The sequence below is a fragment of the Shewanella sp. MBTL60-007 genome, assembly GCF_019654915.1.
Taxonomy (GTDB): domain Bacteria; phylum Pseudomonadota; class Gammaproteobacteria; order Enterobacterales; family Shewanellaceae; genus Shewanella.
Genome location: NZ_BPET01000017.1, coordinates 1 through 13,711 on the forward strand (window position 1 = coordinate 1; position 13,711 = coordinate 13,711).

A 13,711-nucleotide genomic window follows, 5' to 3' on the forward strand; every position below is an offset into this window, starting at 1 on the left:
GCTCAATATGATTATTTATATTGTATCGGAAGTTTGCGAAAAAGCACAAAACTTTTTTTGGTTAAATCTTTTTTAAAACAGATGTTTATTAATGTTGCGCGCGAGTTGTTCGGTTGTGTGGTTTTTTAGCCGTCAACTTTATATCGTGACGGCTAAATGGGGTTTTAAAGAGGAATTAACTAAATGTTTTTCTCCAAGATTTTGCTTTTTCAGCATTACGCTTTAACTCTTTCACCGAGTCCTCTACCAAGTTTACTGCGCATAGATTTTCACTTGAGGCTTGGCTAATTTTGTTGATATTTTGATTAATTTCGGTCACCACTAAGGTTTGTTGCTCTGCCGCAACCGCGTTTTGAATAGCTAATTCTTGAATGTTTTTCATCGATTGGTAGATGGTATCTACTTTTTTAACGGAGATTTCGGCATCTTCACTGCATAATAATGCTTGAGACTTACTCTGCTCCATCTGCTTTGACCATAGAGTCAGCATAGAGAACATTTTATCGACACTCTTAGATATGCTGGTGGTCGATTGTTGTGTGCGACTCGACAGGGCACGGACTTCATCGGCGACTACGGCAAACCCCCGCCCTTGTTCACCTGCTCGGGCGGCTTCGATGGCGGCATTAAGCGCAAGTAAGTTGGTTTGCTCAGCAATTGAGTCTATTTCTGACATCGCACTTGCGACCCGTTCAGCCTCTTGATTGAGCAGCTGCGCATTGGCTGCCGCCTGAGTAACAGAATCAGATAGTTGGTGGATGTCGATGGCATTTTGTTGCATCTTTTCACGGCTGTCGTGGCAAAACTGATAGCTGTCTTGAATGCTGTCAGAGGTGGATTGCGTGTTCTTTGCGACTTCGCAGATGGTGCTACCCATCTCTTCGGTAGCACTCGCTATCTGTTCTATCTGTTGTTTCTCTATCTCTAAGCCCACGTGAGTTTGCTCTGTCGCCGCAATTAACTGGCTGGCAATATCTTCGATATGTTGGGCATTATCTTGAGAGCGTCCGAGTACCCCTTGGAGTTTGGCATCCTTCATCATCAATTGAAAATCCAACAGTGATGAGGTGTCGCGACCACAATAGATAAAGCGGCTAATAGAGTCATATTCTAACTTCATCTTCATCAGTTTTGCTGGTACACGAAAGGCTTCATCGTAGAAGATGGCAAGGTTGGCTCCCATTAGAATGATACCCGCAATAATAACCCCCCAGCCCCAGATTGCCCCAGCGATCAACAATCCAGTGCTAGCACAGACTGCCGAGAGCAGTCGCTTATTGGTTAAACTGATGGGGTCGTTAATCGACTTTCCTTGGCTGAGTCGCTGATAGATCTGGGCTGCTTTGCTGGTCAGTCGCTCACTGGCTGCGACTCGAACCGATTGATAACCGATGAGTTCGCCTTTCTCAAATAGTGGCGACACAAAGGCATCGACCCAATAGTATTTGCCATCTTTGCGGCGGTTTTTCACCACGCCACGCCAAGAAAGCCCCTGCTGTAATTTGCCCCACATCTCTTCGAAGGCCGCCTTAGGCATGTCGGGATGGCGCACAAGGTTGTGGTTATGGCCGATCAGCTCTGCCTGTTCAAAGCCAGAGATCTCAATAAACCTTTGGTTAACGTAGGTGATTACCCCGCGTTTGTCTGTGGTGGATATGAGTTGGTCGTTAGGGTTTAGCTTAACTTCTTGGTTAATCACGTTTGTTATTTTGTTTGTCATAATTATTCCATGTGACCGCAAAAGCATTGCGCAAGTGTCTCAATGCATTAACACAGCGGCATAGGATATAACATTAATACGGGTGTTTAAATTGTGAAGAAGGATTTTTAATGTCTGTTTATCATGAGGAATTTTGTTGACTGAATTTAGTTAAGGTTTTGGGTTTATTCTCTTTTTCTTCTATGTTTTTTAGATTGTTTTTAGCAAAAAACTTGAATTTCTATGGCGCAGATTATAAAAATAACACTTAGATTACATACTCCTGTTGTAACTGTTTGTTAAAACTCTGAGCTATGCCTCTTTACCATTAGCCGATTCGATATACATTAATATACGTTAATAAAGTGATTTAATAGGGAACTATGCTCGTCAAGAAATACAGTAAAGTTTCAAGGTTAGCATTCAGATTTGGCATGCTTGGTATTTTTGGACAAGTACTGGGGCTGGTGTTATCGGTGCTAATGTTTGAGCAGTTTGATGGTAAAAACTTTAGTTTTTTGAGCAATACGCTGAGCGAGTTGGGAAGCTATGGTCACTCCTATTTTGCGGTGATCGTAAATGGTGGGCTGTTTTTCGGTGGGCTTTGTGTGGTGCTGTTTTGCTTACTTAGTCTCCAGCTTAATGCCTCTCCTTGGAGCTATGCTTTTTATGTGAGCCTAGGATTAACCTATCTTGCTTTTGCCGCAACGGGACTGTTTCCTATTAATGTGTATCACCTGCATATTATCGCGATTAAATACTTCTTTATCTTTGGTTGCGTCAGTTTACTACTTTATGGTTTGCAGCAGCTGACCGTCACTGAGGCGCAAGGGACAGTTTTGACCTATATTTGTGCCTTGTTTGCCTTCGTTTTTATGACCTCTTTTCTATTACTGCCTTTACTTGAATTGGGCTTTACTGTGGGGGACAGCGCTTTTTACGATGAGATGCTAGCAAAGCCATCTAGAGCGGAGATCTGGTGGCCAGCCATCATGCAATGGGCTAGCCTAGTCACGTTTCTATTTTGGACGGCTTTAGTGATAAAAACTAAAGCCGTTGACCTTAGCTAGTGAAAAGGTAAGGAATATAAGAACGCTCTTAAACACAATAAGCGCCAGAGCGCTTATTGTGTTATTGATTATCTACTTATCAAAGTGAAGCACGGTGCGGATACTCTTACCCGCGTGCAATAGATCGAATGCATCGTTAACTTGATCGAGTCCCATAGTGTGGGTGATAAAGTCATCTAGCTTGAACTCACCCGCCATGTAACGTTCAACGTATTGCGGTAATTCAGAGCGGCCCTTGACGCCACCGAATGCACTACCTTTCCATACTCGACCCGTTACCAGCTGGAATGGACGAGTTGAGATCTCTTGTCCTGCTCCTGCAACGCCTATGATGACCGACTCTCCCCAACCTTTATGGCAACACTCAAGTGCGCTACGCATGACGTGGACGTTACCGATACACTCGAACGAGTAATCCACACCACCCTCTGTGAGCTCAACAATGACTTCTTGAATGGGCTTATCGTAGTCTTTTGGGTTGATGCAATCAGTCGCACCTAACTTACGAGCTAGTTCAAACTTGCTCTCATTGATATCGATAGCAATGATACGTGAGGCTTTAGCCATCACTGCACCAATAATAGCGGATAAACCAATGCCGCCCATACCGAATATCGCAACAGTTGAGCCTTCCTCAACTTTAGCGGTATTCATTACCGCCCCCATACCTGTTGTTACACCGCAGCCTAATAAACAGACTTCTTCAAGTGGGGCTGCAGGGTTCACTTTCGCTAATGAGATCTCTGGTAGTACTGTGTACTCAGAGAAAGTCGAGGTGCCCATGTAATGGAAGATAGGCTGACCATCTTTAGAGAAGCGTGTGGTGCCGTCAGGCATTAAACCTTTACCTTGAGTTTCACGGATTTTCTGACAAAGGTTAGTCTTACCAGACTTACAGTACTTACATTCACCGCACTCTGGTGTATAAAGTGGGATCACATGATCGCCCACTTTAACGCTAGTTACCCCTTCACCGATAGACTCAACTATACCGCCACCTTCATGACCAAGAATACAAGGGAAAATACCCTCTGGATCATCACCTGAAAGGGTGAAGGCATCGGTGTGGCAGACACCCGTTGCTATCATTTTTATACGTACTTCGCCCTTTTGAGGCGGCATAACATCTACGATCTCCATAGAGAGTGGTTCGCCAACAGCCCAAGCAACTGCGGCTTTCGATTTGAGAGTTTTTGCTGTCATCTTATATTCCTAATTTAAATGAATTTAGCAGTACCGCTTACCACCGTATTTAGTGTGAAAGATTATAACTAATTCCTTGTTGTTGGTAATCGGTATGAAATGCAAATAGCTTTTACCATACGGTAACAATAATGCGTTTATTTGAACGTCGGGACAACCAGACGGCTAATGCCTCTACTATGCATAGTCCATAATAAGCTTAGTGGCTAATATTTGTTCTTTTTGAGCAGTGGTTCTTGGCTCTTATCTGTACGCATTTATCAAAGATAGTCTGCTCGCTAAGTGACTAAAGCCATATACCTAAAGCTGCCAATGACAGCGCTTAAACGGGCTTAATATAGTGCCCATTTTGGCGTATAGCTTAAGCGTCTGATCGACAGTCAATATGAAAGGATTCATTAAAATCTTTTAAATTCAGTGGAATAGCACTTTTTATTTGCACGATTATTACTGGTGGGTAAAGGTGATTTACTTTTTAACCTAATTGTTCCAGAGCTGGTGATAACTATAATGAGCGCCATCTAAAGCCTGGCACTGGATCATACCGTACGTATTTCCCTTGAGTCCTAAGGCGATTGTCAAATTATGTCTGCATCTATCGATGCGCAGAGGAAGTTATTATGTCTCGTATTGTTATTGTTGGTGGTGGCGCAGCTGGGCTTGAGATCGCAAGTCTTCTAGGTCGTAGTGTGAACAGCCAAGATGAAGTGATTTTGGTTGAGGGGGAAACCCACCACTATTGGAAGCCTCGTTTCCATGAGATCGCGGCGGGAACCTTTGACAGTGATCTCGATAGCCTGTGCTATTTCACTCACGGCGCAAAAAATGGCTATATGCATTATCAGGCATGGATGACGGATATCAACCGCGCAACCAAGCAGCTTTCGGTCCGTAAACCAAACGGTGACATGGATACACTGGAATACGACTACTTAATTATTGCCATCGGTGCCATTAGCAACGACTTTGCAACCCAAGGTGCAAAGGAGCACTGCTTGTTCCTAGACACCCCAGAGCAAGCTCGGGATAGCTGGCATAAAATCAGTAGCCTGTTACGCTCCGGTCAGAGCCGTACAATCAATATCGTCGGCGCAGGCGCAACGGGTCTAGAGCTTGCGGCAGAGCTTGCCAAAGTTAGCGAGGAGTTAAGCCGCAACCCTTATGCAGCAAAACTTAATATCAACCTGATTGAAGCGGCCGATAGAGTGTTACCAAACGGTCCGCTGAAGATGTCAGAACAAGCATTACTCAGGCTGGAGAAGTATCAGGTTAATGTAATGCTCAACACTCGCATCGCAAGTGTTGAAGCTGATCGCATGACAACCAGTGACGGCCAAGTGTTGAATGCCGACGTGCAGTTTTGGGCGGCAGGGATCAAAGCGCCGGATTGGCTGAGAGAGATTGGCGGGCTGCAGAGTAATTCACTTAACCAACTGGTGGTGGAACAAACGCTGGTTACAACGTTCGACTCATCGATTTTTGCACTGGGGGATTGCGCGGCAATTCCACAAGCTGACGGTAGTCAGGTGCCGCCTAAAGCTCAGGCTGCTAACCGCGCAGCGGTACATTTAGCTAAGAGCCTAGTGGCCCATCTAAATGGTAAAGAGTTGAAGCCTTTCGTCTACAACGATGGTGGCATGGTGGTCGCTATTGGACATAACTTTGCTATTAGTACCATGATGAATGACAGATTAATCTTGAAGGGGCGACTAGTACGCCGTCTCTACGATACGATTTTTCGTCTGCATCAAAAAACCGTGAGCGGTTATTTAGCCATGTCACGTTTGATTATTTTTAAGCGATTAAAATGCTTATTTAAACCAGCTTAATCAACGAGTAACACTCAACAAAAAAGCCCGCTTACCTATTAATAAGCGGGCTTTTCTTATAAACCGAGTTATTGGGTAAGCTGGCTAAGGGGTGCTACATAATTGACTGGCACGGGATGTTTAGCTACAAGCTACTTGGTTAAATCCGGCTGTCTGGTGCCAATAACCGTTACAAGATTGGGTTTTATCGCTGCTTGGTTGCTGAAGAATGTGTTCAGCAATCTCTATGCTCTGCAGGCTATTTGGTGACACTCTAAAATAGTCGACCCCCATCAGCTTCATCTGCTCAACCTCATTGGAGAGATCAATTAAGCTTGCCGATTGGGTTTGAATACCATTTAGTCTGAGCAAAGGTTGATCATCCATGGTTTGGGCGAGCAATCCTTTAGAATGAGATAAGCACACGATTTGGCAATCGTCTTTTTGCAGTCCCTGTTGCCTAGCGGTAAAGCAGCGTGCAGAGTGAGCCAGTGGCAAATAGCCATGACCAAAGACTTCCACTTCAAAAGGGATAGGCTGTTCAGTTTCAATAACGCTGGTTAACCACTCTTTAGAGAGTTCGACTGGCATAACGAAGCGTTGCATACCCCATTGGTGCAGCTTCTTTAGTGTGGCGAAGTTATAGTTATTCACCGTTGGGCCGCAGACAAAGGGGAGGTTACGCTCTTTTGCCGCTTGCACCGCGCCCATGTCATTGGCTTCAATCATAAACTCGCCATTGTCGACATGCTTTTTCAGCTCATTATATTCAGATGGCGCTTCTAGCAGCGCAAGAGTAGAAAGCACGACATGTTTTCCAGACTCTCTTAGCATCTGGGCGAGGGCAAAATAATCTGAAAACTTAAGCTGGCGTCGACGACTACATACGGTTTCGCCTAAGTAAATCAAAGGAATATTGCTCTGGGCTGCCTGTTCATAAAAAGCGTTAACTTTTTCTTTTTCCCAGCAATACTGCAGTGGTCCGAGTGACATTTTCATTATTATTCCTTATTGCCAGTTACGCTCATAAGCGCCAAGAGTCGTAGTTTGTCCCTCTGAGACCTTTGCTAGTGCCTGATCCCAAGCTTGCTGCGTTTGATACTTTTCCGGTGCAGACTTATAGCTGTCGATAGCAGCGCGCCACACTTTAGTGACCTGCTCAACATAAGCTGGGCTCCGTTGACGCCCCTCAATTTTAAGCGATACCACATTGGCCTTGGCAAGCTCGGGTAGCAAGCTCAAGGTATTGAGGCTGGTTGGTGATTCGAGAATATGACTTGGACTCGTGTTCTCATCTGTGGTGTAACGACCCTTACACACCACTGGGTAGCCCATCTGCTCATCTAAGCCAGATTTATCGATCAACACATCATTTAGCAGTGTTAGACGGTCACTGCCGAGCTCTTGCCAACGTACGTGTTTAGCCGGCGAGCATGAGCCGCCCGTGTTAGGCGATTGCCCGGTGACATAAGAGGAGAGATGGCAACGGCCTTCGGCCATAATACACAGGCTACCAAAGGCGAAAACTTCCAAATCGACAGGTGTGACCTTAGCAAGGTCGCGCACTTGTTTCATCGATAGCACGCGTGGCAGCACTGCCCGCTCAATATTAAACTCTTCCTTATACAGTGTCAGTGCACCTAAGTTGGTAGCGCTGGCCTGCACCGATAGGTGTAAGGGGAGGTGAGGATAACGGCTGTGAGCGTAATCGAGTAATGACAGGTCGGCCATGATTAATGCATCAACACCGGTATCGGCAGCAAGATCGATCGCCTGATACCAGCGGCTCTCTTCGCCAGGTTTGGGGAAGGTGTTGATGGTTAGAAATACTTTTTTGCCACATTTTTTCGTGTATTCAGCAGCTTGTTGTAACTTTTTAGGGGTAAAGTTTAATCCTGCAAATGAGCGAGCATTGGTATCGTCTTTTAGACCCAAGTAGACCGCGTCGGCTCCTGCATTGAGAGCGGTTTTCAAAGAAGCGAGATTTCCCGCGGGGCACAGCAGTTCCATATGGATGCTCCAAAAAGAATGAAACAGGAGTTTAAAAGGGAATGAAGATCAAATTTTTGATGTAAAACAGGTTTGTGATCATAAAATCTAGGTAATATTCCTTTCTTTGCCACATTTTGGATTCATTTCTACATGCAAGGTTTTCCTCCTCATAAGTTAGCGCAACAAATACTCGAAATAGGGCCTAAAGTTATTGCTCGCCCATTAGCCATCGTGCCTTTCGCTATGAAGGCGGAACTGCTAAAGCGAATTCTAGGCTTGTTACTTGCGGAGCAAGCTGAAGACGATGAGTTGAGCTTTTTAGAAGGTCGCTGGGTTGCGATTAACATTGAAGACTTAGGATTAACCTTCGAAGTCACCTTTGATGAGTGTTGGCATGTACGACCGCTGCAAGGTGCTGAGGTAACCTTTACCGCTCAGTCTAAAGAGTTGTTATTAATCGCAGCTGCGAAAGAAGATCCGGATACACTGTTTTTCCAGCGTAAGCTTTGCATCGAAGGCGATACGGAGCTTGGGCTTGAGGTTAAAAACTTACTGTTAAGTGTTGAGTTTGATGCCATGCCTGCAGCCATTAGAGTGACAATTGAAAAGTTGGCAGAGGCGCTACAAACCTTGCAAGTGAAAGCCCAGCCGAGTTTTGCTTAATTCACCGTTTAGGCTTAGCATTTAGGAGTATGGTTTATCCATTTAGGTTAAACCATATCTCCCAAGTTAAAGGTTAAGCCTCTAGTTTAAAGTCGGCATCGACTTCAAAGGTTAAACGTTCATTAGTCACTGGATGATTGAGTACTAACCTTTGAGCATGAAGGTGTAATCGATTGGCCTTACTTCCATAGAGATCATCGCCAATAATCGGTAGATGTAAGCCATCATGATGAGCACAATGCACTCGCAGTTGATGAGTTCTTCCTGTGTGGGGATAGAGATATAGCATGGTGTGTTTCTCGTTGCGAGATTTTACCTGCCACACAGTATGAGCATGCTTACCATGCTCATAACACACTAACTGCCGCGGCCTGTCGTCTAGGTCGACTCTAAGCGGTAAGTTAATTTCCCCTTGCTCCCCAAGTACCACACCTGCAACTTGCGCCACGTAGCGCTTTTCCACTGTTCGCGCAATAAACTGCTGTGCCAGTGACTTATTGGCATCTCGAGTTAGTGCAATCACCATTAAGCCCGAGGTCGACATATCCAATCTATGGACGATGAGTGGGCCGGTCGCTTGGGGAAACATCGCCTTCATTCGAGTATAAACAGAATCTGTCACACTCTTACCCGGTACAGAGAGAAATTCGGCAGGTTTATTGATCACCGCCATCGCCTCATCTTGATATAAAATCTCGATAGATTTTCCTTCGGCGGGATTGTTCAGCAATGGGTTCGGATCCATCTCAACACCTGCGAGCATGTGGCTCAAAATAGGTTGGCACTTACCCTGACATGAACCATAGAAGTTCTTATGCTGTTTGACTTCTGACTTAGGCGATGCGCCCCACCAAAATTCAGCCATAGCGAGTGGAGTGAAGCCTTTGCTAAATGCAAATTGCAGCAGTTTAGGCGCAGCGCACTCTCCAGCCCCCGCAGGTGGCTGTTGGTTTGGGGCAGAGTTAAAGATCTCGTTGAGATCTTTAAACTCACCAGCAGGGTTTAAGAATCGATACTGGGCAAACAATTGTTTTTGTAATTGATTAGAGAGTTGAGCTCGCTTAGCTTTAAGTTCTGCGATTTCACCGAGTAGTTGTTCTAGCTGTAATGACACCTCGGCACACCGATTATCCCACTCTTGCTTTGCCGCTTTTAGCTGAAATTTCTCAGCCACACTCTCTTTGCCTAGTACAATATTAAGCTCGTTAAGCAATGTAGGGTTTTGCTCTGCTTTTGCGAGGGCACGACGCGATTTGCGTGCCTTACGGTTTTCAATAATTTTCGCTCGAATAGCCTCTAATTCGTTATCGGCTTGGCTGCTTAACTCGGTGAGCTTTACTGTTAAGGTCTCTATTTCAGGCCTTTGTTCCAAGGTTTGGAGTTGCTCTGTCAATTGATTGAGCGTTAGTGTCCCTGTTTGAAAGAAGCTTCCCTGAGTGAGCATATCGAATACCGGCGGCACAAAACCATTGATTAGGTTTTGCTCGGCGAGTTTGCCGGAAAACGCGGCTAAATAGCCAAGTTCACCGTTTGAGTTTCGAACCAGTAATACCCCAAACATCTTGCCAATGGCAGTGCTTTTATTGTCGGCAGCATCATCTAAGCCATTCTCTAACGTATTGTTTAAGCCAAAGTTATGCTGCCAGTCATTCTGTGTGCTTAAATAGCTTTGCAGCTCTTTGGCAGCTAACAAGCATAGCGGGTGTGGCTCGTAATAAAAGGGAAAGGTAAAGCGCTTTGGCAGCTCATAGCTATCGATAGCAGACTTGAAACGGGTAAAGCAGTGCTGAGCAGAGTACATGGGCATCTAACATCTATTTTGGAAGGATAAACGAGCGCTAAACAAAACTGGATTAACAGAAATCAACCTAATTAAATTAAGTTCGCACGGCGATAATGCGCGCAATTTTACGTTGTCACGTCGACGAAGTCATTAGTCAAAGAGCGTAAAATAGCGCTATCGTTTTATGGCTTGGCACAAAACAAAAATGGAGCCATCAGGCTCCATTTTTATCATCTAGGCACCGATTAAACAGGCTTACCTGTGATGATATGATATTTAACTAACAGCTCATCTTCAGACTCTTTGTGGTCAGGATCAACTGCGATGCAATCGATAGGGCATACTGAGATACAAGTAGGCTTGTCATAATGACCAACGCATTCTGTGCATAGTACTGGATCGATCTCATAGATCTCTTCACCCATGGTGATTGCCTGGTTTGGACATTCTGGCTCACACATGTCGCAGTTGATACAGCTGTCGTCGATTAATAATGCCATTGAATTAGCGTGCCTATAAAATTTACTTAAACCCCGCCTATGCGGAGCAGTCTAAAATGGATATCTAGCAATTATACCATACAAAGGTGTGTAGACTAGGCTCCAAGCGCGGTGAAGCTGGACTATTATCACGCTAATGGCGCGCTATAAAGCGATGGTGGTGATTTATCGGCTCTAATTTACGCGCAGTTTGTTTTATAGACAGGTTTTCTATATTGATTTATAAATGGAAAATATCATTAAGGGAGAAGCCATGCCATTGGATACGAGCAATCAAGCTATACCGCTGATCCAGCGTCAAGATGTGGTATTTTTTGCAAGTTTGCTGAGGGGATTAGAGGGAAATATCTATCCATTGTTGCAAGAGGCAAAAGTGCCTGTTGACCTGTATTCGAACGAGAATAACTATGATTACCTTCCTGAAAATACGGTTAAAAACCTGATTCAGGCCTTGGGAGAGAAGTTAGATCACCAAGAGTTTATTCAGCTCGTTAGCAGCGCTTGTAAGAATATCTATATTCCGGGCTTCATTAGACGCCTGACCCAAAGCGGCTCTTTAAAAGAGGCACTCGATGAGTTTGCTGAGCAATTAAAATCTAATCTGACTCATACTCAGGTGTATACCCAATTTACCGGGGGAAGCTGGTGGCTGGTTAGAGAAAAAGAGGGAGTGGATGAAGCATGGTTTACCCATGCAGAGCTGTTTTCAGTTATTTTTATCAGTGAACTGCTATCAGCACTCACGGCTAATAAATGGCGTCCGAAACAAGTGGGGGTTCAGTCTTCTGATGATGCAGTGTTTTCCACTATACCACAATTGACTCGCAGCCAGTTTTTTACCAATAGACCAGTAACGGCCTTCTCTATCGAAGCAAGCTTAATGACTGCACCCGTTAGCCATGCTTATATTTCGACTAAAGACCATGTTGTTGCCACTCCTTCACTAGATTGCTTTCTAGAAACCTTCAAGTTGGCGATTCAACCCTATCTGTCTATGGGGAAACTGCCTATCAAGACTGCGGCGCAAATTCTTCATTTAAATGTAAGAACGCTGCAGCGGCGTTTAGCAAAAGAACAGGTTCAATATGGGGATATTGTCGAGGAGATGGTGCTTGATCAAACCTTAGATCTGTTAAAGTGCCCTTCATTAAAGATCACCTCAATTGCGATCAGGATGGGATACTCTGACGCTGCACATTTTACCCGCGCATTTAAACGCCAAATGAATATGACCCCGAGTCAGTATCGTCGTCAATTCAGTTAATCGCCTGCCAACTAGAATCAAGTCATCAGCTTTTGCGTCTCGAGTTTGTTATTTGCTGTCGTCAAATGGCTATTATTCAACCTTGTGTTCGTCCAAAATTTGACCTAGCTTACAAAGTGTTAATTATTTGTAAACGCAAATAGTGTGTTTATATCGGCTAATTTTGTAACGCTTTTTTTAGTATGGAATGTTACGCGAGGTGATTTTTCACCAAGCATGGATAACTTGAGGTGCATGAATGAAAAACCGAACGTTGAAGATGTCTGTTGTTGCTGTTTCTTGCTCATTAGCTTTTTCTGTTAGCGCTGAGTCAACCTTGTTTACCAACGTTAATGTGTTTGACGGCAAAAAAGATGAGCTACTAACAAACTATCAAGTATTAGTGGTAGATAACAAGATCAGTAAAGTGTCTAGCGAAGCTATTGCTGCTCAAGGCGCAACAGTGATTGACGGCAAAGGTATGACATTAATGCCGGGACTTATCGAAGGTCACGGTCACCTGCAGATGAATGGCACTTCTTTACCGGATATTGAAAATAACCGTAACTGGGAAGAGTTGGCTGCACGTTCTGCGGCGCGGGCAAAATCGGCATTGATGTCTGGCTTTACCACTTGGCGTGATGCTGGTGGTATGGGGGCAGGCCTTAAAAAGACCATCGATAGCGGCGAGTTAGTGGGTCCTCGAATTTATCCGTCTGGCGCATTTATTGGCCCTACTGGATCACATGCGGATTTTCGTAACTTCACCACCCCAAATGAAACTTTTTATGGTCATAACTCTTCGGGCGGCCGCCTTGGTATGAGCTGCACCGCAGACAGTATTGGTGACATTAAAGCCTGTGCTCGTCAAAACTACATGCAAGGTGCAACGCAAATTAAGTTAATGTCCAGTGGCGGGGTAGCTTCATCATTTGACCCTTGGCAGCTCAATGCCTATTCGCTTGAGGAGCTTCAAGCTGCGGTCGAAGTAGCCAACGCCTACGGCTCCTACGCCATGTCTCATGCTTACAGTAAGGTATCACTGCTGCGTAATTTGGAGGCGGGTGTCAAAACCCTAGAGCATGCCTTTATGTTTGACAAAGATGTCTATAGAGCAATGAAGAAAAATGATGCCTATATGACCACCAACATGACGGCATTCTCACCCTATTTAGGCGAGATCGAAGCGATTAACTCCAACCCTGCTTCTGCGCGTAAAGCAAAAACAGCGCAAGCCGCTTTTGGTGACTACATCGACAATGTGAACAAGTATCAGCCTAAACTGGGTTTCCATGTGGATTGTGTCGGTGGCGTTGCCGCCTGTGAGCAGCAAGCTGACCACTCTATTTACTTGAGCGGTAAGTTCTTTGGTAACCATTACACCTTGCTGTCGATGACATCGGTAAACGGTGAAATAGTCAAACTGGCGGGTGAAGTGTTAGACCCTTACTTTGAAGGTAAGCTTGGGGTCGTCGAAGAGGGCGCATATGCGGATCTTCTGTTAGTTGATGGTAACCCACTAGAAGATCTCACTGTGATTGGTGCTAATGAGAAGTGGTTTGATGCACCTAAGCGTGATGGTATCGAGACGATGAAAATCATTATGAAAGACGGTGTGATTTATAAAAACACCCTGTAAGTTGATGTGTTGGTCTTATGGATAAAGGCAAGCCATCTCGCTTGCCTTTATATCAATGGGCTGTATCGATGAGCTTTTCGTAAAAGCGGATTGTAACTGCCTGTTTGTGTG

11 protein-coding genes are annotated in these 13,711 nt (G+C 44.8%); 5 read left to right on the plus strand and 6 right to left on the minus strand.

Features of this window, described 5'->3' with window-relative positions; genetic code table 11:
• Positions 1–175: 175 nt before the first annotated feature.
• The gene (locus K5Q92_RS07890; RefSeq protein ID WP_220768460.1) at positions 176–1,720 is read right to left on the minus strand and encodes a methyl-accepting chemotaxis protein; all 1,545 of its coding nucleotides are present in this window, start codon (positions 1,718–1,720) and stop codon (positions 176–178) included.
• Positions 1,721–2,133: 413 nt separating this feature from the next.
• Here K5Q92_RS07890 and K5Q92_RS07895 point away from each other — a divergent pair, with 413 nt between their 5' ends.
• A complete protein-coding gene (locus tag K5Q92_RS07895) occupies positions 2,134–2,769 on the plus strand; it encodes a DUF998 domain-containing protein (protein WP_259649521.1) in 636 nt (211 codons plus the stop codon).
• 72 nt (positions 2,770–2,841) lie between these two features.
• On the opposite strand, the gene K5Q92_RS07900 is transcribed toward K5Q92_RS07895, so the two are convergent.
• A complete protein-coding gene (locus K5Q92_RS07900; RefSeq protein ID WP_220768462.1) occupies positions 2,842–3,972 on the minus strand; it encodes an S-(hydroxymethyl)glutathione dehydrogenase/class III alcohol dehydrogenase in 1,131 nt (376 codons plus the stop codon).
• A gap of 620 nt (positions 3,973–4,592) precedes the next feature.
• Between K5Q92_RS07900 and K5Q92_RS07905 the strand changes: the two genes are divergently transcribed.
• Entirely contained in the window at positions 4,593–5,801 is a 1,209-nt protein-coding gene (locus tag K5Q92_RS07905; protein ID WP_220768463.1) for an NAD(P)/FAD-dependent oxidoreductase, read from the plus strand.
• A gap of 120 nt (positions 5,802–5,921) precedes the next feature.
• Here the strand turns inward: K5Q92_RS07905 and K5Q92_RS07910 are convergent, their stop codons facing one another.
• Together K5Q92_RS07910 and K5Q92_RS07915 are read right to left on the minus strand one after the other, a co-directional pair.
• Entirely contained in the window at positions 5,922–6,779 is an 858-nt protein-coding gene (locus K5Q92_RS07910) for a U32 family peptidase (protein ID WP_220768464.1), read from the minus strand.
• A 9-nt stretch (positions 6,780–6,788) separates the two neighbouring features.
• Complete coding sequence (locus K5Q92_RS07915) at positions 6,789–7,790, minus strand: peptidase U32 family protein (protein ID WP_220768465.1); 1,002 nt, start codon at positions 7,788–7,790, stop codon at positions 6,789–6,791.
• Positions 7,791–7,922: 132 nt separating this feature from the next.
• Here K5Q92_RS07915 and K5Q92_RS07920 point away from each other — a divergent pair, with 132 nt between their 5' ends.
• Positions 7,923–8,435 carry an SCP2 domain-containing protein gene (locus tag K5Q92_RS07920; protein ID WP_220768466.1) on the plus strand — a complete coding sequence of 171 codons (513 nt, stop codon included), beginning with the start codon at positions 7,923–7,925 and terminating at the stop codon, positions 8,433–8,435.
• A 73-nt stretch (positions 8,436–8,508) separates the two neighbouring features.
• Here the strand turns inward: K5Q92_RS07920 and K5Q92_RS07925 are convergent, their stop codons facing one another.
• Together K5Q92_RS07925 and K5Q92_RS07930 are read right to left on the minus strand one after the other, a co-directional pair.
• Complete coding sequence (locus K5Q92_RS07925; protein ID WP_220768529.1) at positions 8,509–10,236, minus strand: RluA family pseudouridine synthase; 1,728 nt, start codon at positions 10,234–10,236, stop codon at positions 8,509–8,511.
• A 227-nt stretch (positions 10,237–10,463) separates the two neighbouring features.
• The gene (locus K5Q92_RS07930; protein ID WP_220768467.1) at positions 10,464–10,718 is read right to left on the minus strand and encodes a YfhL family 4Fe-4S dicluster ferredoxin; all 255 of its coding nucleotides are present in this window, start codon (positions 10,716–10,718) and stop codon (positions 10,464–10,466) included.
• A 226-nt stretch (positions 10,719–10,944) separates the two neighbouring features.
• On the opposite strand from K5Q92_RS07930, the gene K5Q92_RS07935 reads away from it, so the two are divergent.
• Positions 10,945–11,982 (plus strand): AraC family transcriptional regulator, encoded by a 1,038-nt coding sequence (locus K5Q92_RS07935; RefSeq protein ID WP_259649522.1) that lies wholly within the window; start codon positions 10,945–10,947, stop codon positions 11,980–11,982.
• 238 nt (positions 11,983–12,220) lie between these two features.
• Complete coding sequence (locus K5Q92_RS07940; protein ID WP_220768468.1) at positions 12,221–13,600, plus strand: amidohydrolase family protein; 1,380 nt, start codon at positions 12,221–12,223, stop codon at positions 13,598–13,600.
• Positions 13,601–13,711 lie beyond the last annotated feature (111 nt).